Consider the following 22,555-nt stretch of genomic DNA (forward strand, 5'->3'; position numbering starts at 1 on the left):
TGTTTATGTGAAAAAGTTGTCAATAACAATTGTGGATAAAAAAATGGTGAAAAAAATTATCCACAATCCTTGTGATTATCTACAACTATCCTGTGGATAATTTATTAAAATATTTTGAAAATATCCCAAGGGGTTTTTTCACTTTCCTGTAATTAATCGCTATTTGACAATCTGAATGTAGTTTTTATATAATAGTCAGGTCTATATGTAAAAATTGAAACTGAACAATCACTTTGGAGGTGTAAATATAGATGAAACGCACATATCAACCATCAAAACTTAAGCGCAAAAAAGAACACGGATTCCGTAAACGCATGAGCACAAAAAACGGTCGTAAAGTTTTAGCAGCACGTCGTCGTAAAGGAAGAAAAGTATTATCTGCATAAGTCCACTGATTCTTCAGTGGTCTTTTTTTTCTCAATTTTAGAAAAGAAAAGCAGGTGATCGAGTGAGGAAGCGCCAGAGGATAAAGAAAAATAAAGAATTTCAGCAAGTGTTTAAAGAAGGGAAATCTTACGCAAATCGCCAGTTTGTCATATATTGTTTGCCAAAGGAAGGACAAAAGGAATTTCGAATCGGCCTTTCGGTGGGAAAAAAAATCGGGAATGCCGTTACACGGAATCAAGTGAAGCGCTATATCCGCCAAGTTTTTTTTGAATTAAAAGATGAAATCCGTCAAGATATGGATTATGTCATTATCGCCAGATTGCCGGCGGCCGATTTAAATTACCATGAAACGAAAAAAAGTTTGGAACATGTATTAAAAATTTCTAAGGCATTGAATAGAAGAAAAGAGGAATAAGGCAAGTTTCCTTCGCTTTGTAAGCGCCATCAATTTTGTGCCGATGGAAAGAAACTATCTGTGGAGCAAAGGCGTAAAATCATGGTAAAATAGCTGAAGATGATGAAAAAAAGAAGAAAGATCTGTAAAACTGTAGGAGGAGCAGCGTTGAAAAAAAAATATTGGATACTGTTAACCTTATCTATAGCCACCATCTTGCTTAGCGGCTGTACCGAATATCGCGAACCGATTTCAGAAGACAGCGAAGGTTTTTGGAATCAATTTATTGTTTGGCCGATCGTCTCCATTATCAAATATTTCTCAGATCTATTAGGATCTTATGGATTGGGAATTATCGCTGTCACAATTATCATTCGATTGGCAATTCTTCCGCTCACAATAAAACAGGTGCAGAGTTCGAAAAAAATGCAGGAACTGCAACCAAAAATGCAGGAACTTCAAAAGAAATACAGTTCAAAAGATGCTGTAACACAACAAAAATATCAACAAGAATTGATGGAATTAATGAAAACAAGCGGCGTCAATCCAATGATGGGCTGCTTACCTGCTTTGATTCAAATGCCGATCATCATCGGACTCTATCATGCAATCAGCCGGATGAATGTGACACCGGAGTTTGAACTTGGCACGTTTCTCGTTTTCCCATTGGCGGAACCAAGTATTGTTCTAGCTATTGCGGCCGGCGTCATCCAATATATTGTATTAATGACTGGTCCGGCGGTGGACAATCCTCAAATGAAAATGATGTTATATATTATGCCTCTGATGATCATTGGATTTGGTATGGCCTTACCGGCGGCATTGTCATTATATTGGGTGGTCGGAAATATTATTTCAGTAGTGCAAAATATCTTTATTTATAAGAAACCTTGGGAAAAGAAGGAATCTGAAAAACCTGCGACAACTGGAGGAGCGAAAAAGTGAAACAAATAACACAAACTGGCTCAACGAAGGATGAAGCAATCGCTTTAGCGTTACAACAGCTTGGGGCGACACGGGATCAAGTGGAAATAGAGGTATTGCAAGAAGCAAAAAAGGGGTTTTTGGGATTTGGTGCCCGTCCTGCAGAGGTTCGGGTAACTTTAATTGAACCTTTGACAGAAGAAAAAGAAATTCAAGAAGAAATCCCATCGGAAAAGGATGAACCGGAAACAGTTGTTGAAGCGGTTGAACCAAATGAAATAAAGGGCGAGAATGCAATACAAACAATGGATGAGGTTCAGGAAGATTACGCTGATCCTATCGAAAGTGCCGTTCAATATTTGACAGACATCGCAAAAGCATTGGGAATTAACGATTTGAAAATTGAAACGGAAACGGAAGGTAAAACGATTCTTTTCAAACTGGAAAGTGAAAAGGCGGCACTCCTTATTGGAAAACACGGAAGCAATTTAAATGCTTTGCAACAATTAACCCAATTGGTTGTAAGCAAAAATGCAAAATCATATGTGACGGTAAGTCTGGATGTTGAAAACTATCGCGAGCGCCGTCAAATTGCTTTGGAGCAATTGGCTGAGCGAATGGCGGACAAGGCAATCCGGACAGGAAAAAAAGTTGCATTGGAACCGATGCCTTCTTACGAACGGAAAATTATCCATAATGCTTTAGCGAATCGGTTGGATGTGGAAACATATTCGGAAGGCGTGGAACCGAATCGCCATCTAGTCATCGAACCGGTGAAATAAATTTGAGGCTGGGACATAACTAATAAAGTGAACGAGCTGCAAAAAAATTTTTTGTAAAAAATTGATATCACAGAAAAATGATTGGAGTGACGGGGCGACTCCTGCGGGAACAGCCCGAGTCTCGAGACCCCGCAGGAGCGAAGGTTTGAGCTCCGAGGAGGCTCGAGCCGGGCCCGCGGAAAGCGTCCCCGGAACGGAAATCAATTTTCTTCAATTATCAAAAAAGAGGCTGGGACAAAACCCTCCTCTAATATGGAAACAGCCCATGAAATGTTGGAATGAAATTTCATGGGCTGTTCTTCATTTTTTCAATAAAAAATAAGGACCTCTTCTGTTAAAATTAAGTTACCACCAAAACTAACAGAAAGAAGGGTCCTTATGTTTAAATATTATAACATGAATCAATTAGTTTTACCTCTAGATTTAGAAATAAAATTACAAGAAAATGATATTGCCTTCCATATTCACTATTTAGTTGAAAGTATTCCAGATGAAGCCTTCCTGCCGTTTCTTCGAAATACAGGTTGTCCTGCTTATCATCCACGCATGATGCTAAAAATTATTTTGTGTGCCTATTCGCAGTCTGTCTTTTCAGGTCGAAAAATTGAAGCGCTATTAAAGGACAGTATACGAATGATGTGGTTGGCACAAGGATATGAACCAAGTTATCGGACGATCAATCGTTTTCGTGTGCATCCGGAAGTAAAAGAATTAATTCGTCAATGTTTTGTCCAATTCCGTTGCCAACTGGTGGAAGAAAAGTTAATCGATCAAGAAGCCATTTTTATCGATGGTACGAAGATTGAAGCGAATGCCAATAAATTTACTTTCGTATGGAAGAAATCCATTGAAAAATACAACCAAAGCTTAATTGAAAAATCCAATCAGCTCTACAACGAACTGTTAGAGAAGGAAATCATCCCTGAAATGGAGCGGGAAAATGAGGGAGAACTGTCCGTTGAAGAACTCGCTCAAATGGTGCAACAAGTCGATGAAGTGATTACGGAATATGACCAAAAGATAGAAGCATCGCCCGATGCCACAGAACGAAAAGCATTAAGAAGCGAACGGAAATATCCGAAGCGAGTGTACAAACAGTTGATTGACTTGATTTTACGTAAACAAAAGTATCAAAAAGACTTCGAAATCTTGGGTGAACGGAATAGTTATTCCAAAACAGACTTAGATGCGACGTTCATGCGAATGAAAGACGACTATATGAAAAACGGTCAATTGAAGGCTGGATACAACGTACAAATCGCAACAGAAGGTCAATACGCACTAGCTTATAGCATCTTTCCAAATCCTACTGATACACGTACATTAATTCCGTTCTTGAATAAGATAGAAAAGGATTATTTTCCGTTGCCAAAGTATATTGTCGCAGATGCTGGTTATGGTAGTGAACAAAACTATGAAGACATCCTTTCGAATCGAAAATGTGAGGCACTCATTCCATATACCATGTATGAGAAAGAACAAAAGAAGAAATATAAACAAAATCCATTTCATCCAGACAATTGGATGTACGACGAAGAAAGTGATACCTACATTTGTCCAAATCAGCAGCGAGTAACCTTCCGTTATCGTTCTGTACGTACAGATAAGACTGGTTTCAAACGAGAATTGAAAATCTATGAATGTGAAAACTGTTCAGGATGTCCATTTCGTTCATCATGCACAAAAGCAAAGGAAGGCAATCACCGAAAGGTCATGGTGAATGAAAAATGGGAACAACAAAAAGAATATGTAAGAGCGAAGCTTTCAGAAGAAAAAGCTGGTTCTATTTTCCGTCAACGTAAAATAGACGTAGAACCAGTTTTTGGATTCTTGAAGGCTAATTTGCGTTTCACTCGATTTTCCGTTCGAGGAAAATCGAAAGTGGAAAATGAAATGGGCATTGCCTTAATGGCCGTGAATTTACGAAAATACACGGCCAACAAAGATCAACTAACCAAAAATAATGGGGATAAATGGAAAAAGGAGAATTTGAGCCAACTCAAATTCTCCTTTTTCCTATCTAGAAGCTAGTTTTGTCCCAGCCTCTTTTTATCTTTTGTTCCAGCCTCTTTTTTTTTGGCTGTTTTTTGATGAAACATAACTATCCACATGTGGAAAAGTTACTATACTTTCGATTTAATGTGATTTGTGTTAATCTATTTTGTTAGTGAGAAGTTCGGAAAGTATCCACATGTGGATAGGTAAAGGAGTGAATGAATTGGAAACAGATACAATTGCTGCGATATCCACACCGATGGGAGAAGGGGCCATTGCCATCGTTCGTTTAAGCGGGGATGAAGCCGTTCAAATAGCGGATAAAATATTCAAATCCCCCAATAATAAAAAATTACAAGACCAACCAACTCATACAATTCATTACGGCCATCTAATCGATCCGAAAACGGAAAAAGCGGTGGAAGAAGTGATGGTATCGGTCATGAGGGCTCCGAAAACATTCACACGTGAGGATGTTGTGGAAATCAACTGTCACGGGGGAATTGTTTCCGTTAACCGGGTGTTGAACCTTGTGTTAAGAAATGGAGCACGTCTGGCTGAACCTGGCGAATTTACGAAGCGCGCTTTCTTAAATGGACGTATTGACTTATCGCAAGCTGAAGCGGTGATGGATTTAATCCGGGCAAAAACGGACCGAGCGATGAATATTGCCCTTAATCAAATGGAAGGAAAACTCTCAAAATTAATTAAAGAGTTGCGACAAGCGTTGATTGAAACATTGGCCCATGTGGAAGTGAACATCGATTATCCGGAATATGATGATGTGGAAGAAATGACCGTTCCAATGTTGCTTGAAAAATGTACATGGGTGCGGGATGAAATAAAAAAATTACTTCAAACCTCCAGCCAAGGGAAAATATTGCGTGAAGGCTTGTCAACGGTGATTTTGGGAAGACCGAATGTGGGAAAATCATCGCTATTAAATACATTGGTGCAAGAAAATAAAGCCATTGTCACAGATATCGCAGGGACAACTCGTGATATTATAGAAGAGTATGTCAACATCCACGGTGTCCCTTTACGTTTAGTGGATACGGCCGGAATTCGTGAAACCGAAGATATCGTTGAACGGATAGGGGTGGAAAGATCCCGGCAGGTGTTAAAAGAAGCGGATTTGATATTACTTGTATTAAATGGTGCTGAACCATTGACAGAGGAAGATGAACGTTTGTTTGAGACGATACGGAACATGAATTTTATCGTCGTTGTCAATAAAACCGATTTGCCGCAGCGGATCGATTTGGAAAAAGTGAAGGCCCTTGCAAACGGCAGAAGAATGGTAACGACTTCTTTATTAAAAGAAGAAGGCGTGGAGGAATTGGAAGAGGCGATCGCTGAATTGTTCTTTGAAGGGCAGATCGAATCCGATGACTTAACGTATGTTTCCAATGCACGGCATATTTCCGTATTGCAAAAGGCATTGGATGCCATTGAAGATGCCATTGAATCGGCCGAAGCCGGCGTGCCCGTGGATATTGTCCAAATTGATGTGACGAGAACGTGGGAATTGCTCGGTGAAATTATCGGTGACACCGTTCATGAAAGTTTGATTGATCAGTTGTTCTCACAATTCTGTTTAGGAAAATAAATTGAAACTTACGAATAGAAGGGAAGATTTTTTCGGCATGACAAATTACGAAGCAGGAATTTATGATGTCATAGTGGTCGGTGCCGGTCATGCTGGTGTGGAAGCAGCCCATGCTGCTGCAAAAATGGGGGCAAAAACCCTCATGTTGACAATCAGCTTGGAAAATATCGCTTTTATGCCTTGTAATCCATCCATCGGCGGTCCTGCAAAAGGGATTGTCGTACGGGAAATTGATGCATTGGGCGGTTTAATGGGGAAAGTCATTGATAGAACTCATGTTCAAATGAGAATGTTGAACACCGGAAAAGGTCCGGCGGTTCGGGCATTGCGGGCTCAAGCGGATAAAGTGTTATACCAACGGGAAATGAAACGCGTCTTGGAAAAACAGGAGAACCTTCATATCCAACAAGCGATGGTGGAAGAGTTAATTATTGAAGATGGAGAAGTAAAAGGGGTTATTACAAGAACAGGCGGAGTTTTCCGGGGAAACGCGGTCATTTTGACAACAGGGACGTATTTGCGCGGAGAAATTATCATCGGTGATATCAAATATTCTAGCGGACCTAACAACATGCAGCCTTCCATTAAGCTTGCCGATCAATTAAAAGAGTTGGGCTTTGACATTGTGCGCTTTAAAACGGGGACACCGCCTCGCTTAAACGGAAGAACGGTTGATTATAGCAAAATGGAAATTCAACCGGGTGATGATGTACCAAGGGCATTCAGCTATGAAACGACGGAATATATTATGGATCAAATCCCATGCTGGTTGACGTATACATCACCGGAAACCCATGAGATCATCAACAGCAATTTGGATAAAGCGCCGATGTTTACGGGTCTCATTACAGGTCCTGGCCCAAGATATTGTCCATCCATCGAAACAAAGGTCGTTCGTTTCAATGATAAACCCCGTCATCAAATCTTTATTGAACCGGAAGGACGGGAAACGGATGAAGTCTATGTGCAAGGTTTATCAACGAGCATGCCGGAAGATATTCAATTGAAGATGATCGCTTCCATTCCTGGATTGGAAAATGCCCAAATGATGCGTCCTGGTTACGCCATCGAGTATGATGCGATTGTTCCGACCCAATTGTGGCCAACCCTTGAAACAAAGCGGATCAAACACCTTTATACAGCCGGCCAAATCAATGGTACAAGCGGCTACGAAGAGGCGGCTGGCCAAGGAATCATTGCAGGAATCAACGCAGCAGCTAAAGTATTGGGAAAAGAAGAACTCATTTTGAAACGTTCAGAAGCCTATATCGGCGTGTTAATTGATGATTTGGTGACGAAAGGAACAAATGAGCCATACCGCTTGCTGACATCCCGTGCAGAATATCGCCTTCTTCTCAGACATGACAATGCAGACCTGCGCTTAACAGATATCGGTTATAAAGTGGGATTAATTTCAGAAGAACGTTATCAAAAATTCTTGAAAAAGAAAGAACAAATCGTAAATGAAATGGCCCGTCTCCGTGAAGTGATCATCAAACCGAATGAGAAAACGCAAGAAGTGATCCGTTCCGTTGGCGGTTCGGAATTAAAAGACGGTATCCGCGCGGCTGACTTGTTGAGACGCCCTGAAATGACTTATGACTTGGTGGCAACACTTACGCCGCCGGAAGAAGAATTAAGCGAAGAAGTAAAAGAGCAAGTGGAAATCCAAATCAAATATGAAGGTTACATCCAAAAAGCATTGCAACAAGTGGAACGTCTTCATAAATTGGAAAGCAAAAAAATACCTGAAGATATCGATTATGATGATGTGCCAAACTTGGCCTCCGAAGCCCGTGAAAAATTAAAAGAAGTGCGTCCGTTAACCATTGCCCAAGCTTCACGGATATCCGGAGTGAATCCGGCCGATATATCCATTTTGCTTGTGTACATTGAACAAGGAAAAATTGCAAGAATCAGCAACTCTTAACAAAATAAAGCGTTCGAGCAATCTTTATCTCGAACGCTTATTTGTTATATGCATAATAGAAAAACACTATTTGAAAAGGAGCAAGAAATGAACGAGCAACTTTTTATCCAAAGCTTAAAAGATAACGGGATTGAGTTGAACGGAACACAGGTCGAACAGTTTCGCAAATATTTTGAAATTCTTGTTGAATGGAACGAAAAAATGAATTTAACGGCCATTACCAATTTGGAAGGGGTATATTTAAAGCATTTTTATGACTCCATCAGTGCCGCTTTTTACTTTGACTTTACAAAAGTCGAAACCCTTTGCGATGTTGGGGCAGGTGCCGGATTCCCAAGCATTCCGCTGAAAATCTGCCACCCTCATTTAAAGGTCACGATTGTGGATTCTTTAAATAAACGCATTACATTTTTAAATCATTTAAGTGAACAATTAAACTTGGACAATTGCCATTTTGTCCATGCGAGAGCGGAAGAATTCGGTCAAAATCCAGCCTATCGTGAACAGTTTGATATTGTCACAGCAAGAGCCGTGGCCCGATTGAATGTGCTTTCGGAACTTTGCATTCCTCTGGCAAAAGAGGGCGGATATTTTCTTGCATTAAAAGCGGCTGCTGCCGATGAAGAGTTTAAAGAAGCGAAAAAAGCCATCCAAGTGCTCGGGGCAACTTTGAAAGAAAAATTTGATTATCATTTGCCAATTGAACATAGTGAACGAACAATCTTTGTTTTTGAAAAAATCAAAAAAACACCGAAAAAATATCCAAGAAAACCCGGTGTACCAAACAAATCGCCGATCAAATAAGGTAGTTGCGCTCAATCTCCTTTTAATTGTCCCATAATTCTTTTCGGTTAAAAGGAAATTTCATGTATAATTATTAATTAATTAATTATAGTAGGCCAATAATAGATTCAACCATTCTATTTCTTTAGATTCTGGATGGATCGTTTCACGTGAAACTTATTAAATAGATCCGGGACTGGAAAAATATAATTTATATTATTCATGACGATTTCATAGATTTTACTTCTATTAGACTCTGTACAAAACATATAGAATATTAAATAATAAAATATAGCGCAGATAGTTTCCAAAAGGTGGTGCCATTGAATGAAAAGTCCTTTTTCACGATTTTTTGGAGGCGGAGAAAAACTGGCTTCTGAAAAAAAAAGTGAAATAGAATTGGAAGATAAAGAGAAAAAGCATTCGGAAGAAGTAGTAAAAATTCCGATTGATCAAATTGTACCGAACCGATATCAGCCACGCACAGTTTTTGATGAAGAGAAAATTGAAGAATTATCTCGGACGATTCATACCCATGGAGTGATTCAACCAATCGTCGTTCGCCGTCTGGAAGATAACCGATACGAAATTATTGCGGGAGAAAGACGGTACCGTGCGATAAAAAAATTGAACTGGACGGAAGTACCTGCAATTGTTCGGGATTTAAATGATAAAGAAACCGCATCAATCGCGTTAATTGAAAACTTGCAACGGGAAGAATTGACGGCAATTGAAGAAGCTTTGGCTTATCAGCAGCTGATTGAGCTTCATCATTTGACGCAGGAAGCGCTGGCTCAACGCCTTGGAAAAGGGCAATCCACCATTGCAAATAAATTAAGGCTTTTAAAATTGCCGAAATATGTTCAAGACGCCATTTTAAAGCGGGAAATTACCGAGCGGCATGCGCGGGCGTTAATCGGCATCAAAGATGAAGAATTGCAAATGAAGTTGGTCGATTTAATCAAGGAAAATGATTGGAACGTTCGCCAACTTGAGGAATATATTCAGCAATTCACGAAAGCGAATGAAACGGAAGAAGAGAAAAAAGCGAAACCAAAACGCAAAGCAATCAGCAAAGATATCCGCATTGCGTTAAATACAATCAAACAATCTTTATCGATGGTATCAAAAAGCGGAATCCATATAAAAACGGAAGAAGAAGATACGGAAGATTATTATCAAATCACAGTGAAAATCCCTAAGAAAAAATCGTGATGGTTTCACGTGAAACGGAAGGTCGTCTCTTTATGACAGGAGGCGGCCGCTTTTTCTATATAAAATTTTTCAGAAATAATAGCATATAGAATACAACTTGGTTATAAATTTGATAGAATGAAAGAGGTAAAAAAATTATCATTGTACAATAGATTATCAATCATTTGATAAAGATGAAAGCAGGTGCACAAAATTGGGAAGAATTATTGCAATCGCCAACCAAAAAGGCGGTGTTGGTAAAACGACAACATCAGTGAATTTGAGCGCTTGCCTTGCTTATTTAGGAAAAAAAGTATTGCTGATTGACATCGATCCTCAAGGAAATGCGACAAGCGGAGTCGGCATAAGCAAAGGGGAAACATCCAGCTGTATATATGATGTACTGATCGATGATGAAGATGTAAAAAAAGTCATACAACAAACGAAAGTAGAAAATTTATATGTCATACCGGCCACGATTTCATTGGCAGGAGCAGAAATCGAACTAGTTTCCACCATTTCACGGGAAGTGCGTTTAAAACACGCATTGGAAGACATCAAAAGTGATTATGATTATATCATTATAGATTGCCCTCCATCTTTAGGCTTGTTGACAATCAACGCCTTGACAGCCTCCGATGCAGTCATCATTCCAGTTCAATGTGAATATTACGCCTTAGAGGGTCTCAGTCAATTATTATCAACGGTCAGATTGGTACAAAAACATTTAAATCCAAGTTTGACAATTGACGGTGTTTTATTGACGATGTTGGATGCTCGCACAAATCTGGGACTCCAAGTCATTGAGGAAGTAAAAAAATATTTCCAGGATAAAGTTTATAAAACCATCATTCCTCGAAATGTCCGGTTAAGCGAAGCACCAAGTTTTGGAGAACCGATTATCATCTATGATCCGAAATCTCGCGGCGCTGAAGTGTATTTAGAGTTGGCAAGGGAAGTGATTAAAAATGGCTAGAGGACTAGGAAAAGGGATAGGAGCTCTATTTCCTTCTGAAACGTTGGAGTCCATTCAAAAAGATGAACATGTTGAAAAAATTCCATTGCAAAAACTTGTAGCGAACCCGTTTCAACCACGGAAGAAATTTGATGATGAAGCGATTGGGGAATTGGCTCAATCCATTCGAGAACACGGCATCATCCAACCCATCGTAGTAAGAAAAAAAGGGAAAAAATATGAAATTGTCGTAGGAGAACGCAGATACCGCGCGGCAAAATTGGCAAACTTGGAAGAAATCCCGGCAATTATTAAAGAAATGACAGAAGAACAGATGATGGAACTGGCAATCTTGGAAAATTTACAGCGAGAAGACTTGACACCAATTGAAGAAGCGGAGGCCTATCAAAATCTGATTGAGAAATTAAATTTCACGCAGGATGATTTGGCCAAACGGTTAGGGAAAAGCCGTCCGCATATCACAAATATGATCCGATTGCTCCAATTGCCGGAAGAAGTAAGGCAAATGCTGAATGAGGGCCAACTTTCAATGGGTCACGGAAGGGCGTTATTAGGTTTAAAAAATAAAAGACAAATGATTGAGGTAGCGAAGAAAACGATTAATCAATCATTGAATGTACGCCAATTGGAAGCATTGATTAAACAATTGAATGAAAATGTTTCACGTGAAACAAAAAAGAAGACTCCGAAAAAGGATATTTTTGTCCAGGCTACTGAATCACAGTTAAGAGAATTCTTTGGAACAAATGTTCAAATAAAGAAAACAAAAAACAAAGGAAAAATCGAGATTGAATTTTACTCGGAAGATGATTTGGAACGAATTTTGGAAATATTAAATTTGGATCATGATGAGATGTAATAAGGGCGCCAGTTACGGCGCTCTATTTTTACAGAGAAAGAGGATCACTACATATGGTACTGTTTGGAACAATCGTTAATGCATTATTGATTATCATCGGTTCGATCATCGGCCGCTTTCTGGGCAATTTGCCGGAAAAAATGAAAAGCACTTTGCTTTCCATTATTGGCTTGGCTGTGGCTTTGCTGGGGATCCAAATGGGATTGGAAACGAGCAACTTTATTATCTTGATTTTCAGTTTGGTCGTTGGAGCAATTATAGGGGAATGGATTGATTTGGATTCCCTATTCAACAGATTTGGAAAATGGATGGAAAGTATAATTGTCAAAAATAAAGAATCAAACAGCAACATAGCAGAAGGATTCATTACAGCATCCCTTATTTTTGTCATTGGCTCAATGGGTATCATCGGTGCGTTGGACAGCGGATTAAGAAATGATCATGATATCCTCATTACCAAAGGAATTATTGACGGTTTTACATCCATTATCTTGACATCGACATTAGGGATGGGAGTATTATTGTCAGCTTTTCCGGTGTTGATTTATCAAGGCTTGATCGCCGTTTTTTCCGGATTGATCAGTAAATATATCCCTGAAGCGGCATTGAATCTTTTTATTCAAGAAATGACCGCAACGGGCGGCGTCATGATTTTGGCGATTGGCTTAAACATTGCAGGATTAACGAAAATTCGGATAGCCAATTTGCTTCCAGGCATTGTTGTAGTGGCCGTCATGGTTGCCATATTGTTTCCTTTTCAATAGATGACGTTGATAAGCAAGGAGCATCGCCCGGGCAATTTTATGGCTCATTGAATAAGTGACATGTAATCGGGTGTTTTGCAAAACAAGCATTTCCATAAACCCTCCCACGTTGACCACGCCTTTAATGGAAATGTCACCGATGGGAGGCAATTCTTTATTGACCGCTTTTCCAGGAAATAGAGGGCCTTGTTCCACAATGATTTGACCGATGCTTTTTTCCCTGCCAAGGCAAGCGTCAATAGCTACGACAAAAGGAAAAGTGGTCATTTGTTGTAATTCCTTGACAGTCAATGATAAATTGGTAGCATGAAGAGGATTTTCCAACGTTCCAATGATTCTGAATGGAAAATGATAATTGGAGAGCAAACTTCCCGTTAACGGTCCTAATGCATCACCGGTTGAGCGATCTGTACCGATGCAGCAAAAAACGAGATTCTCATGTTCAAAAGGGATATGCTGTAAAAACAATTCGCTTAAACGCCAGATTGCTCCGGTTTCTTCATAATGAATGGCCGTTTTCAGTGGTTCTTTGGAGATATTTTGCATACAATTCCTACTTTCATTTTATGTTTTAATCATGGAATGCCTATATTATTTTTTAGAAGTATAACCATTAATTTACTTTTATATTCCAGAGGTGGGGAAATGTCGGAAGATAAGGTAGAAATTGTGGAAACCGTGGAAAATGAAACAAAAGATTTTGTAAGTATCAGCCAAAAAATATGGGAATATTTTTCAAGCGAACAGTTTTGGGATTTCATTGTCGGTGCATCTATCAAAATCCTAGCCATTATGTTGGTTTCTTATATCGTTGTATTTATAGGAAAACGCATTATTGCGCGATTTTTTAAACTCAGAATGAAATCGCCATTAAAATATTCTGAACGAAGGCAAAAAACGCTCTTAAAATTGTCGCAAAGCGTGTTGTCTTACATCGTTTACTTTTCAGCGATCATCGGCGTATTGTCTTCATTGAATATCAATGTGGCAGGTTTGCTTGCCGGAGCAGGGATAGCCGGCCTTGCCATCGGTTTTGGCGCTCAAAACTTGGTCAAAGATGTGATTACCGGATTTTTCATTATTTTTGAAGATCAGTTCGGTGTCGGAGATTACGTTCGAATCAATACTGCAAGCGCAGCGGAAGGGACCGTTACGGAAATCGGGTTAAGAACGACAAAAATAATTGGTTCAACCGGGGAAGTTTATATTATTCCGAACGGACAGATTACGGAAGTGGTCAACTTTTCTTTGAACAACTCAAAAGCAATCATCGATATGCAAGTCGGCATTGAAGCGGATGTTGAAAAAATTGAAAAATTGGTGACGGAATATTTAAAAACGTTGCCTTCCAAATATGAAGAGTTGGTGGATGTACCGAAATTCGTTGGCGTCCAAAATGTGGCGGGGGCGGAAATGACGATTCGCATCACTGCCGAAACAAAACCTCAACAGCATTATGGCATCGCAAGAATCATTCGGAGAGATGTCAAAAAGATATTAGAGAAAAATGGAATTCCAATGGCTTATCCAAAAATGATGATATATGATTCTAGTAAAGCAATGTCGAGGGGAGATGAGAATGATGGAGACAAAAACGTTTAAATTGAATGACATTGTGGAAATGAAAAAGCCGCATCCATGCGGAACCAACGCCTGGAAAATTATCCGTATGGGGGCAGATATCAGAATCAAGTGTCAAGGATGCGGCCACAGTGTATTATTGCCTCGCAGGGAATTTGCGAAAAAAATGAAAAGGGTCATTCAAGAAGCGGAAGAATAATGTTTTCTCCAAAAATCATAAAAAAATGGCATCGTTCTGTTGATTATCCCCACCCAGCATCTTCAACGTGGGGATTTCATCATTTGGGGAAAAATGAATGGAAAATAGACTTTTTATGCCGAAATCCATATAATTAACACTAGTGTAAAAATAATAGTCATGTTTCTTATAAGAAAGGTAGTGAGTCGATGTCACTAACAGCTGGAATTGTCGGTCTGCCGAACGTAGGAAAGTCTACATTATTTAATGCGATTACAAAAGCGGGCGCCCTCGCGGCGAACTATCCTTTTGCGACAATTGATCCAAATGTGGGCGTTGTAGATGTGCCAGACCCTCGATTAGACAAACTGACAGAACTTGTAAAACCTCAGAAGAAAGTTCCAACATCTTTTGAATTTACAGATATTGCCGGTATCGTCAAAGGCGCTTCCAAAGGGGAAGGGTTAGGAAATAAATTTCTTTCCCACATTCGGGAAGTGGACGCGATTTGCCAAGTAGTGCGTTGTTTTGATGATGAAAACATCACCCACGTGGCAGGAAAAGTTGATCCAATTGCAGATATTGAAGTCATCAACTTGGAGCTGATTTTAGCCGATTTGGAATCGGTGGATAAACGTCTTCAAAGAGTAAGTAAAATCGCCAAACAAAAAGATAAAGACGCAATGATGGAAGAGCCGATTTTAATCAAAATCAAAGAAGCTCTTGAAAATGAAAAGCCGGCCCGCTCTGTGGAATTGACGGAAGATGAGAAAAAAGTAATCAAAGGATTGAATTTATTAACATTAAAGCCGATGCTTTATGTGGCAAACGTTTCGGAAGATGAAGTGGCGAATGCGGATGACAATGAATATGTAAAGCAAGTCCGCGCCTATGCAGAAGCGGAAGGCTCAAAGGTCATAACGGTTTGTGCAAAAATTGAGGAAGAAATTGCCCAATTAGATGAAGAGGAAAAGAAAATGTTCCTTGAAGAATTGGGTATCAAAGAATCAGGATTAGATCAGTTGATTCGCGCCGCTTATGATTTGCTTGGCCTTGCCACATACTTCACGGCGGGGGAAAAAGAAGTCCGCGCTTGGACATTCAAAAAAGGGATGAAAGCGCCGGAATGTGCAGGTATCATTCACTCCGACTTTGAACGCGGCTTCATCCGGGCGGAAACGGTTTCCTTTGAAGATTTATTGGCGGCAGGCTCTATGCAACAAGCGAAAGAACAAGGAAAAGTGCGCCTGGAAGGAAAAGACTACGTCGTGCAAGACGGCGATATCATGTTATTCCGATTCAATGTGTAATGAAAGCAAAGTGGAATTTACGTTAGGAGGAAGTAATGAACCCCTTAACCGTAAATCCCACTTTATTCTTTTGGATATACATACAATTTTGGCAGCTGGGGATCATCTTTTACAAGAGCGTCGTTTGGAAATTTCCGCAGCTCTTTATACATATAAAAATCACCAATCGCACCGGCAATCAAAAAAGCGCCTAATAAGAGAACCAACTGATTGTTGAATATTAACCCCATCACGGCTGGAATCATTCCCGTAGTCCAAAAGGGCAGCATCAGCGCTTTTTTCATTGCATGATTCGGCAACGATTTTTTCGTGGTTGCATAGGCGACTCCCAATTTTGCGTTAATCCCGTAATCCAGCTGTTTCCATTTGGCTTTGCCAAAAATCACAAATCCGATCAAATGAAATAATTCATGCAAAACAATCAGTGCAAAATACCCCGCAAGAAATAACATGAAATTCCAAAAGGTGATTTCAAAGCGGAATTGATGATGAGCGATGCTGTTCAACGCTAAAAACAGGATGCTTAATGATGCGGTCAACCAAAAATTCACTTTTGCGATTTTCATGATATCCAATTCAATAATGGTCGGTTCTTTTTCTTCCATAAAACATTCAGCCCCTTTTCCCCATTATATCGAAATGACAAAGCCCAGAAAATCTCCGATAGCCATTCGATGTTTGTTGCTATTCATAAAAGTATATGTTACAATTCAAAGATGTGAGTAATAGAAATTTACTCCTTGCTCCCTTGAAATAAAGGAGAGCCAAAGTCCATAAGGAGGTGCAAAAAGCGATGAGAAAATATGAATTAATGTACATTATCCGCCCAGACATCGAAGAGGAAGAAAAAAAAGCGTTAGTGCAACGTTTTGATGAAATCCTTACTTCAAATGGTGCGGAAATCATCGAGTCAAAAGAATGGGGCAAACGTCGTCTTGCTTACGAAATTAAAAAATATCGCGAAGGTATCTACCATATCGTGAAAGCAAACGCTCCAGCAAAAGCAATCGATGAATATAACCGTTTAGCAAACATTAACGAAGACATCATTCGTCATATCGCTGTTCGTGACGAAGAATAATTCTATTGGAATTTAATGCTGAAGAGGAGGTTGTCAAATTGATCAATCGTGTCGTATTAGTAGGTAGGCTAACAAAAGACCCTGAACTACGATACACGCCAAATGGAGTACCGGTAACCCGTTTTACGGTTGCTGTAAATCGTACATTTACGAACCAACAAGGTGAAAGAGAAGCGGATTTCATTAGTTGTGTAGCATGGCGAAAACAAGCTGAGAACCTCGCAAACTACATGAGAAAAGGAAGCCTCATCGGCATCGATGGACGCATCCAAACCGGCAGTTATGAGGGTCCGGACGGCAAACGTGTTTATACAACTGAAGTCGTAGCTGATTCCGTGCAATTTTTGGAACCTAGAAGTGCCCAAGGACAACCGCCTGGAGGACAACCATCCTACGGTGCAGGACAACCTTCATACGGTGTTCCGCAATCAGATCCATTTGGCACACCATTCCCAAGTCAACCTCCTCAAAATCAGCCGAATTATACACGTGTAGATGAAGACCCATTTGCTTCAAGCAAAGGTCCGATTGAAGTTTCGGAAGACGATTTACCGTTCTAAGGTATTCGGATAACGGAGAAAGCATTCAAAAAGGAGGGAAATTCGATGGCACAACGTCGCGGAGGTCGCAAACGTCGCAAAGTTTGCTACTTTACTTCAAATAACATTACACACATCGACTACAAAGATGTAGATTTACTTAAAAAATTCATTTCTGAACGCGGAAAAATCCTTCCACGTCGCGTAACTGGTACAAGTGCAAAATATCAACGCAAATTAACTACAGCGATTAAACGCGCTCGTATCATGGCGCTTCTTCCATTCGTAGCGGAAGATAAATAATAAATGGATGAAACCAACAGAGGCTGTGAATCAGCTTCTGTTGGTTTTTGTTTTTTTTTTTCCTAAATTCCCTTTGGCTTTATCGTAATTTTGTCCTACTTTATAAAAAATGGTACAATATACGAATGTAAAGATTTATTGAATTGTAAAAAAGGAAGGTATCTTATGCCGAACAATCAAACACAGAGGCTTACACATGGCGCAATGATGATTGCAATCTTTGCCATCCTCATTGCTATTGCATATTATGTACCAATCATCAGCTTAGTGGCGACATTGTTTGCACCATTGCCAATCGCTTGGTATAGCGCAAAATATGATCGCGCATCTTCCATTATTTTAGGAGTCCTTGGGTGCATTGTCACTTTTTTCTTTGGGGGAATCGTCATTTTGCCATTCTCCATGATTTTTGCTGTATGTGGCGTCGTCATGGGAGATGCATTGCGGACTGGAAAAAGTAAAGCATATTTATTTATGGCGACTGGAATATCGTTATTAATTACTTTTGCAATTCAATATATCATTTCTGTAAAGCTGTTTAATATGGATTTTATTAAAGAATCCTTTCAATTAATGCGCGACAGCTATATGCAATCTTTTCAATTCGCAGAAAATCTCACTGGTGAAACGCCCATCACCGAAGAAGTATTGAATTTAATGTTCCAACAGATGGAGATTGCCATTCCTGCTACGGTTACATTGGCCGTATTCTTCATGGCATTTCTTTTGATTTCAATAAATTTGCCGATATTAAAACGCCTGGGCATTGCTGTTCCAAAATTTAGCGCTTTTAAAGATTTACGCTTGCCTCGTACAATTTTATGGATTTATTTGATTGTTTTATCAATTCAATTGTTTGTTCGCCCTGAATTAGGAACATCACTATATATAATTATTTTGAATTTTTCAATGGTGTTATGGGTGTTGTTAACCATTCAAGGCATTTCTTTCCTGCACTTTGTATTGGATGCTTATAAGGCACCAAAGTTTCTGAAGGGATTAGCGACCGTCTTGTCGATTCCACTGTATAATTTTGTGATGCTCATTGGAATTTTAGATTTAGGTTTCGATATCCGTTCATACGTGTCAGGGAAGATTCGAAAGTAAGGGGCTGATTACATGGATACTTACAGGAAGCGGAAAATCCATTATCCACTTCTCCATTTGGCATTATTCGGGTTAGTGGGGATCGTTGGATTATTTGTTTTGAATGTCTGGATTGGAGCAGCTTTTACTTTATTGGTTGCCATTGTCATCATCCATGATTGGCGAAAAGAAAAAATATCCCATCTGGCGATTGAAAAATATATCGAATCTTTGGCATTTCGAATGAAAAAAGTCGGGCAGGAAGCTCTATTGGAGATGCCGATAGGAGTCGTATTAATCAACGATAAATATGAAATTGAATGGGCAAACCCGTACATGACGAGGCTTATGGGGATGCCGACGTTGACAGGTCAAGATTTGTTTGTTCTATCTGAAGAATTGCAAAATATTCGAAAATCCGATGAGAAACAAAATTGCGTTGTAACCATTCAGGATCGTAAATTCAAAGTCCTTCATAAACAAGAAGAAAAACTGCTCTATTTCTTTGATGTAACCGATCAAGTGGAAATCGAAAAACAATATCATGACGATCGGACGGTCATCGCCATTCTGTTCATTGACAACTATGATGATATTACCCAGGGAATGGATGATCAAACAAAGAGCATGACGAATTCAACGGTGACATCCATCATCAATGATTGGGCGGAAGAACACGACATTTATATCAAACGGATTGATACGGACCGCTTTTTGGCGGTTATGAATGAAGCCACTTTAAATGAATTGGAGAAAAAGAAATTCTCCATTTTGGATGATGTCCGTGAAAAAACAGCGAAGAAAAATCTATCTCTGACTTTGAGTATTGGAATAGGTGCAGGTTCTCCATCATTGATTGAACTGGGCGAACTGGCCCAATCGAGTTTGGACCTGGTGTTGGGCCGTGGCGGTGACCAAGTGGCCATAAAACAGCCGAATGGAAAAATTAAGTTTTATGGCGGCAAAACGAACCCGGTTGAGAAACGTACAAGAGTTCGGGCACGCGTCATATCCCACGCTTTGAAAGATTTGATCCAGGATAGCGATAGGGTCTTTATCATGGGCCATAAAAATCCGGATATGGATTCGATTGGAGCGGGAATCGGTGTACGGAAAATCGCTCAAATGAACAAGGTGGAAGGCTACATCGTTTTAGATTTTGATGAATTGAACGGCAGTGTTGAGCGGCTGGTCAAAGAAATTAAAAAGGAATCCAGTTTGGAAGAGTTTTTTATCTCACCGGATGAAGCACTGACGATCATGACGGAACAATCATTATTGGTGGTAGTGGACACCCATCGCCCGAGCCTTGTAGTGGATGAGACCTTATTAAAACGGTTTGAAAAGATAGTAGTCATTGACCACCATCGACGTGGTGAGGAGTTTATCAACAATTCGACCCTCGTTTATATGGAACCATATGCATCCTCCACTTCCGAACTTGTAACGGAGCTATTGGAATATCAGCCCGATGAAGAGAAACTTTCGAAATTGGAAGCGACTGCACTGCTTGCCGGAATCATTGTGGATACAAAAAGTTTCACCCTTAGAACGGGAGCGAGAACTTTTGAAGCAGCGTCCTATTTAAGAACGTACGGAGCGGACACGGTGCTCGTACAACGCCTTTTAAAAGAAGATATCGACACATTTATTGAACGGTCAAAAATCATTCAAAATGTCCGTTTTATATATCCAGGAATTGCAGTTGCCCATGGAGAAGAAGGAAAAGAATACGATTCTGTATTGATCGCCCAAACGGCAGATATTTTGCTTGCGATGAAAGATGTAAATGCTTCGTTTGTCATTGCCCGTCGCCAGGATGGTTTAATGGGAATCAGTGCCCGTTCATTGGGGGATGTGAATGTGCAAGTGATTATGGAGAAACTCGGTGGAGGCGGCCATTTAACAAATGCCGCATGCCAATTGAATGTTGAAACAATCGATGAAGCTTTATCATTATTGAAAAATGCCATTATCGAAACGTTAGAAGGGAGCCAGAAAGAATGAAAGTTGTATTTTTGAAAGATGTGAAAGGTCAAGGGAAAAAAGGTGAAGTGAAAAACGTTGCCGATGGGTATGCGCAAAACTATTTGATTAAAAGAGGTTTGGCTGTTGAAGCGACAAAAGAAGCTTTAAGCAAGTTAGAGGCCCAAAAAAGACATGAAGAGAAACTTGCGGCACAAGAACTGCAAGAAGCAAAAGCATTAAAAGAAAAATTGGAAAGCATCACGTTGGAAATCAAAGCAAAAGCGGGTGAAGGCGGACGCCTGTTTGGTTCCGTATCAACGAAACAAATTTCGGAAAGCTTACAAAAAAATTTCGGTATCAAAGTGGATAAAAGAAAAATGGAATGTAATGAAGGCATTCGCTCATTGGGCGTGACAAACGTTCCAGTGAAATTGCATCCGGAAGTAAAAGCGACTTTAAAAGTCCATGTGAAGGAAGAATAAGGAGCGAAATTCGATGAGTGATCTAATAGATCGCGTTCCACCGCATAATCACGAAGCTGAACAATCTGTTCTCGGTGCCATCTTTTTGGATCCGCAAGCGTTAATTACGGCATCGGAGATTTTAGTTCCGGAAGATTTTTATCGCATTGCCCATCAAAAAATTTTCCAAACCATGCTGGATTTGAGCGATAAAGGCAATGCCATTGACGTGGTTACCGTTACCGAAGAGCTGTCTGCAAGAAAAGAGCTGGAGGATGTCGGCGGCCTTTCCTATTTGATGGAACTGGCAAATGCCGTCCCTACGGCAGCCAATGTCAGCTACTATGCGAAAATCGTAGAAGAAAAATCCATTTTAAGAAGATTGATTCGTACTGCCACAAAAATTGTTGAAGAAAGCTTTACACGGGAAGATGAAGTAGAAGAACTATTATCCGAAGCTGAAAAAAGAATCATGGAAGTGGCCAATCGGAAAAATGCCGGCGACTTCAAACATGTGAAAGATGTTCTTGTGGAAACGTATGATAAAATTGAACAGCTTCAAAACCGTTCGGGAGATGTGACCGGCATTCCAACCGGGTTTACGGATTTGGATCGCATGACAGCCGGTTTTCAGAGGAATGATTTGATTATTGTAGCGGCCCGTCCATCTGTAGGGAAAACCGCTTTTGCATTAAATATCGCCCAAAATGTGGCGGTCAAAGCCCGTGAAAATGTGGCAATCTTCTCGTTGGAAATGGGTGCTGAACAATTAGTCATGCGTATGCTTTGTGCCGAAGGGAACATCGATGCCCAAGTATTAAGAACAGGGGCGCTCACTGCCGAAGATTGGAGCAAGCTGACAATTGCGATGGGCACGTTGTCGAATGCAGGAATTTATATCGACGACACGCCGGGCCTTCGTGTTAATGAAATTCGGGCAAAATGCCGCCGTCTGGCCCAAGAAAAAGGGCTGGGAATGGTGGTCATCGATTACTTGCAATTGATCCAAGGCAGCGGAAGAAGAGGAGAAAACCGTCAGCAGGAAGTATCTGAAATCTCCCGCTCCCTCAAAGCGTTGGCCCGTGAATTGCATGTTCCCGTCATCGCCCTGTCCCAGTTATCCCGCGGAGTGGAGCAGCGCCAAGACAAGCGCCCGATGATGAGTGATATTCGTGAATCAGGAAGTATCGAACAGGATGCGGATATCGTCGCTTTCCTATACCGCGATGATTATTATGATAAAGAAACAGAAAACAAAAACATGATTGAAATCATCATTGCCAAACAGCGGAACGGTCCTACGGGAACGGTGACCCTTGCCTTTAAGAAAGAGTTTAATAAATTTTTAAATATTGATTGGTCTCAACGGCAAGAGCCAATTCATGCATAACAGAGAGAAAAAAGCCGCATAATAATATAAACTTTTTAGAACACGAACAATAATTTATAAT

General features: G+C 40.1%; 24 protein-coding genes and 1 pseudogene. 23 read left to right on the forward strand and 2 right to left on the reverse strand.

Annotated features, from left to right (window positions below; genetic code table 11):
* Positions 1-251: 251 nt before the first annotated feature.
* The 13 genes and pseudogenes from rpmH to NSS77_RS05695 all read left to right on the forward strand — a co-directional run bounded on the left by rpmH (position 252) and on the right by NSS77_RS05695 (position 12,597).
* On the forward strand, positions 252-386 hold the full coding sequence (rpmH, locus tag NSS77_RS05635; protein ID WP_208651115.1) for a 50S ribosomal protein L34: 135 nt from the start codon (positions 252-254) through the stop codon (positions 384-386).
* 62 nt (positions 387-448) lie between these two features.
* On the forward strand, positions 449-802 hold the full coding sequence (gene rnpA / locus NSS77_RS05640; protein ID WP_342470751.1) for a ribonuclease P protein component: 354 nt from the start codon (positions 449-451) through the stop codon (positions 800-802).
* Positions 803-949: 147 nt separating this feature from the next.
* Positions 950-1,726: a membrane protein insertase YidC gene (yidC, locus tag NSS77_RS05645; protein WP_342470752.1), complete on the forward strand. Its 777-nt coding sequence runs from the start codon at positions 950-952 to the stop codon at positions 1,724-1,726.
* A complete protein-coding gene (gene jag / locus NSS77_RS05650; RefSeq protein WP_342470753.1) occupies positions 1,723-2,487 on the forward strand; it encodes an RNA-binding cell elongation regulator Jag/EloR in 765 nt (254 codons plus the stop codon). Before yidC ends, jag begins: the two co-directional genes overlap by 4 nt.
* A 96-nt stretch (positions 2,488-2,583) precedes the next feature.
* Positions 2,584-2,769, forward strand: a pseudogene (locus NSS77_RS05655) (hypothetical protein); the annotation flags it as partial.
* 96 nt (positions 2,770-2,865) lie between these two features.
* Positions 2,866-4,518, forward strand: a complete 1,653-nt coding sequence (locus tag NSS77_RS05660) for an IS1182 family transposase (protein ID WP_342470754.1) — start codon at positions 2,866-2,868, stop codon at positions 4,516-4,518.
* Positions 4,519-4,705: 187 nt separating this feature from the next.
* Positions 4,706-6,091 (forward strand): tRNA uridine-5-carboxymethylaminomethyl(34) synthesis GTPase MnmE, encoded by a 1,386-nt coding sequence (gene mnmE / locus NSS77_RS05665; RefSeq protein ID WP_342470755.1) that lies wholly within the window; start codon positions 4,706-4,708, stop codon positions 6,089-6,091.
* Between the two features lie 37 nt (positions 6,092-6,128).
* Positions 6,129-8,021, forward strand: a complete 1,893-nt coding sequence (mnmG, locus tag NSS77_RS05670) for a tRNA uridine-5-carboxymethylaminomethyl(34) synthesis enzyme MnmG (protein ID WP_342470756.1) — start codon at positions 6,129-6,131, stop codon at positions 8,019-8,021.
* Between the two features lie 87 nt (positions 8,022-8,108).
* Positions 8,109-8,825 carry a 16S rRNA (guanine(527)-N(7))-methyltransferase RsmG gene (gene rsmG / locus NSS77_RS05675; RefSeq protein ID WP_342470757.1) on the forward strand — a complete coding sequence of 239 codons (717 nt, stop codon included), beginning with the start codon at positions 8,109-8,111 and terminating at the stop codon, positions 8,823-8,825.
* A gap of 306 nt (positions 8,826-9,131) precedes the next feature.
* Positions 9,132-10,019 (forward strand): nucleoid occlusion protein, encoded by an 888-nt coding sequence (gene noc / locus NSS77_RS05680; RefSeq protein WP_342470758.1) that lies wholly within the window; start codon positions 9,132-9,134, stop codon positions 10,017-10,019.
* A gap of 193 nt (positions 10,020-10,212) precedes the next feature.
* Positions 10,213-10,974 (forward strand): AAA family ATPase, encoded by a 762-nt coding sequence (locus NSS77_RS05685; RefSeq protein ID WP_342470759.1) that lies wholly within the window; start codon positions 10,213-10,215, stop codon positions 10,972-10,974.
* Positions 10,967-11,833 (forward strand): ParB/RepB/Spo0J family partition protein, encoded by an 867-nt coding sequence (locus NSS77_RS05690; protein ID WP_342470760.1) that lies wholly within the window; start codon positions 10,967-10,969, stop codon positions 11,831-11,833. The genes NSS77_RS05685 and NSS77_RS05690 overlap by 8 nt, the downstream gene beginning before the upstream one ends.
* A gap of 53 nt (positions 11,834-11,886) precedes the next feature.
* Positions 11,887-12,597: a DUF554 domain-containing protein gene (locus NSS77_RS05695; RefSeq protein ID WP_342470761.1), complete on the forward strand. Its 711-nt coding sequence runs from the start codon at positions 11,887-11,889 to the stop codon at positions 12,595-12,597.
* On the opposite strand, the gene yyaC is transcribed toward NSS77_RS05695, so the two are convergent.
* Positions 12,514-13,143, reverse strand: coding sequence for a spore protease YyaC (gene yyaC / locus NSS77_RS05700; protein WP_342470762.1), 630 nt, complete (start codon positions 13,141-13,143; stop codon positions 12,514-12,516). The genes NSS77_RS05695 and yyaC overlap by 84 nt on opposite strands.
* Before the next feature lie 99 nt (positions 13,144-13,242).
* On the opposite strand from yyaC, the gene NSS77_RS05705 reads away from it, so the two are divergent.
* The 3 genes from NSS77_RS05705 to ychF all read left to right on the forward strand — a co-directional run bounded on the left by NSS77_RS05705 (position 13,243) and on the right by ychF (position 15,666).
* The gene (locus NSS77_RS05705; RefSeq protein ID WP_342470763.1) at positions 13,243-14,199 is read left to right on the forward strand and encodes a mechanosensitive ion channel family protein; all 957 of its coding nucleotides are present in this window, start codon (positions 13,243-13,245) and stop codon (positions 14,197-14,199) included.
* Positions 14,180-14,377 carry a DUF951 domain-containing protein gene (locus NSS77_RS05710; protein ID WP_342471208.1) on the forward strand — a complete coding sequence of 66 codons (198 nt, stop codon included), beginning with the start codon at positions 14,180-14,182 and terminating at the stop codon, positions 14,375-14,377. Before NSS77_RS05705 ends, NSS77_RS05710 begins: the two co-directional genes overlap by 20 nt.
* A gap of 188 nt (positions 14,378-14,565) precedes the next feature.
* Positions 14,566-15,666 carry a redox-regulated ATPase YchF gene (gene ychF, locus NSS77_RS05715; protein WP_342470764.1) on the forward strand — a complete coding sequence of 367 codons (1,101 nt, stop codon included), beginning with the start codon at positions 14,566-14,568 and terminating at the stop codon, positions 15,664-15,666.
* A gap of 62 nt (positions 15,667-15,728) precedes the next feature.
* Here the strand turns inward: ychF and NSS77_RS05720 are convergent, their stop codons facing one another.
* Entirely contained in the window at positions 15,729-16,271 is a 543-nt protein-coding gene (locus NSS77_RS05720; RefSeq protein WP_342470765.1) for a DUF3267 domain-containing protein, read from the reverse strand.
* Between the two features lie 188 nt (positions 16,272-16,459).
* On the opposite strand from NSS77_RS05720, the gene rpsF reads away from it, so the two are divergent.
* The 7 genes from rpsF to dnaB all read left to right on the forward strand — a co-directional run bounded on the left by rpsF (position 16,460) and on the right by dnaB (position 22,494).
* The gene (rpsF, locus tag NSS77_RS05725) at positions 16,460-16,747 is read left to right on the forward strand and encodes a 30S ribosomal protein S6 (protein WP_342470766.1); all 288 of its coding nucleotides are present in this window, start codon (positions 16,460-16,462) and stop codon (positions 16,745-16,747) included.
* Between the two features lie 38 nt (positions 16,748-16,785).
* Positions 16,786-17,307, forward strand: coding sequence for a single-stranded DNA-binding protein (gene ssb / locus NSS77_RS05730; RefSeq protein ID WP_342470767.1), 522 nt, complete (start codon positions 16,786-16,788; stop codon positions 17,305-17,307).
* 45 nt (positions 17,308-17,352) lie between these two features.
* Complete coding sequence (gene rpsR, locus NSS77_RS05735) at positions 17,353-17,589, forward strand: 30S ribosomal protein S18 (protein ID WP_016838914.1); 237 nt, start codon at positions 17,353-17,355, stop codon at positions 17,587-17,589.
* Between the two features lie 165 nt (positions 17,590-17,754).
* The gene (locus NSS77_RS05740) at positions 17,755-18,696 is read left to right on the forward strand and encodes a YybS family protein (RefSeq protein WP_342470768.1); all 942 of its coding nucleotides are present in this window, start codon (positions 17,755-17,757) and stop codon (positions 18,694-18,696) included.
* Between the two features lie 12 nt (positions 18,697-18,708).
* Positions 18,709-20,682, forward strand: coding sequence for a DHH family phosphoesterase (locus tag NSS77_RS05745; RefSeq protein WP_342470769.1), 1,974 nt, complete (start codon positions 18,709-18,711; stop codon positions 20,680-20,682).
* Positions 20,679-21,125, forward strand: coding sequence for a 50S ribosomal protein L9 (rplI, locus tag NSS77_RS05750; protein ID WP_342470770.1), 447 nt, complete (start codon positions 20,679-20,681; stop codon positions 21,123-21,125). Before NSS77_RS05745 ends, rplI begins: the two co-directional genes overlap by 4 nt.
* Positions 21,126-21,138: 13 nt before the next feature.
* Entirely contained in the window at positions 21,139-22,494 is a 1,356-nt protein-coding gene (gene dnaB, locus NSS77_RS05755) for a replicative DNA helicase (RefSeq protein WP_342470771.1), read from the forward strand.
* The last annotated feature ends 61 nt before the right edge of the window (positions 22,495-22,555 follow it).

This window comes from Ureibacillus sp. FSL K6-3587 (assembly GCF_038593165.1).
Classification (GTDB): Bacteria; Bacillota; Bacilli; order Bacillales_A; family Planococcaceae; genus Ureibacillus; species Ureibacillus suwonensis.

What these genes read in the sequence shown, in the direction of transcription:
- rpsR (WP_016838914.1), top strand. Translation starts at nt 17,353, where the DNA reads ATGGCACAACGTCGCGGAGGTCGCAAACGTCGCAAAGTTTGCTACTTT.
- ychF (WP_342470764.1), top strand. Translation starts at nt 14,566, where the DNA reads ATGTCACTAACAGCTGGAATTGTCGGTCTGCCGAACGTAGGAAAGTCT.
- NSS77_RS05660 (WP_342470754.1), top strand. Translation starts at nt 2,866, where the DNA reads ATGTTTAAATATTATAACATGAATCAATTAGTTTTACCTCTAGATTTA.
- rsmG (WP_342470757.1), top strand. Translation starts at nt 8,109, where the DNA reads ATGAACGAGCAACTTTTTATCCAAAGCTTAAAAGATAACGGGATTGAG.
- NSS77_RS05710 (WP_342471208.1), top strand. Translation starts at nt 14,180, where the DNA reads ATGGAGACAAAAACGTTTAAATTGAATGACATTGTGGAAATGAAAAAG.
- noc (WP_342470758.1), top strand. Translation starts at nt 9,132, where the DNA reads ATGAAAAGTCCTTTTTCACGATTTTTTGGAGGCGGAGAAAAACTGGCT.
- mnmG (WP_342470756.1), top strand. Translation starts at nt 6,129, where the DNA reads ATGACAAATTACGAAGCAGGAATTTATGATGTCATAGTGGTCGGTGCC.
- NSS77_RS05695 (WP_342470761.1), top strand. Translation starts at nt 11,887, where the DNA reads ATGGTACTGTTTGGAACAATCGTTAATGCATTATTGATTATCATCGGT.
- NSS77_RS05745 (WP_342470769.1), top strand. Translation starts at nt 18,709, where the DNA reads ATGGATACTTACAGGAAGCGGAAAATCCATTATCCACTTCTCCATTTG.
- NSS77_RS05740 (WP_342470768.1), top strand. Translation starts at nt 17,755, where the DNA reads ATGCCGAACAATCAAACACAGAGGCTTACACATGGCGCAATGATGATT.
- NSS77_RS05720 (WP_342470765.1), bottom strand. Translation starts at nt 16,271, where the DNA reads ATGGAAGAAAAAGAACCGACCATTATTGAATTGGATATCATGAAAATC.
- NSS77_RS05690 (WP_342470760.1), top strand. Translation starts at nt 10,967, where the DNA reads ATGGCTAGAGGACTAGGAAAAGGGATAGGAGCTCTATTTCCTTCTGAA.
- yyaC (WP_342470762.1), bottom strand. Translation starts at nt 13,143, where the DNA reads ATGCAAAATATCTCCAAAGAACCACTGAAAACGGCCATTCATTATGAA.
- rpmH (WP_208651115.1), top strand. Translation starts at nt 252, where the DNA reads ATGAAACGCACATATCAACCATCAAAACTTAAGCGCAAAAAAGAACAC.
- dnaB (WP_342470771.1), top strand. Translation starts at nt 21,139, where the DNA reads ATGAGTGATCTAATAGATCGCGTTCCACCGCATAATCACGAAGCTGAA.
- NSS77_RS05705 (WP_342470763.1), top strand. Translation starts at nt 13,243, where the DNA reads ATGTCGGAAGATAAGGTAGAAATTGTGGAAACCGTGGAAAATGAAACA.
- rpsF (WP_342470766.1), top strand. Translation starts at nt 16,460, where the DNA reads ATGAGAAAATATGAATTAATGTACATTATCCGCCCAGACATCGAAGAG.
- rplI (WP_342470770.1), top strand. Translation starts at nt 20,679, where the DNA reads ATGAAAGTTGTATTTTTGAAAGATGTGAAAGGTCAAGGGAAAAAAGGT.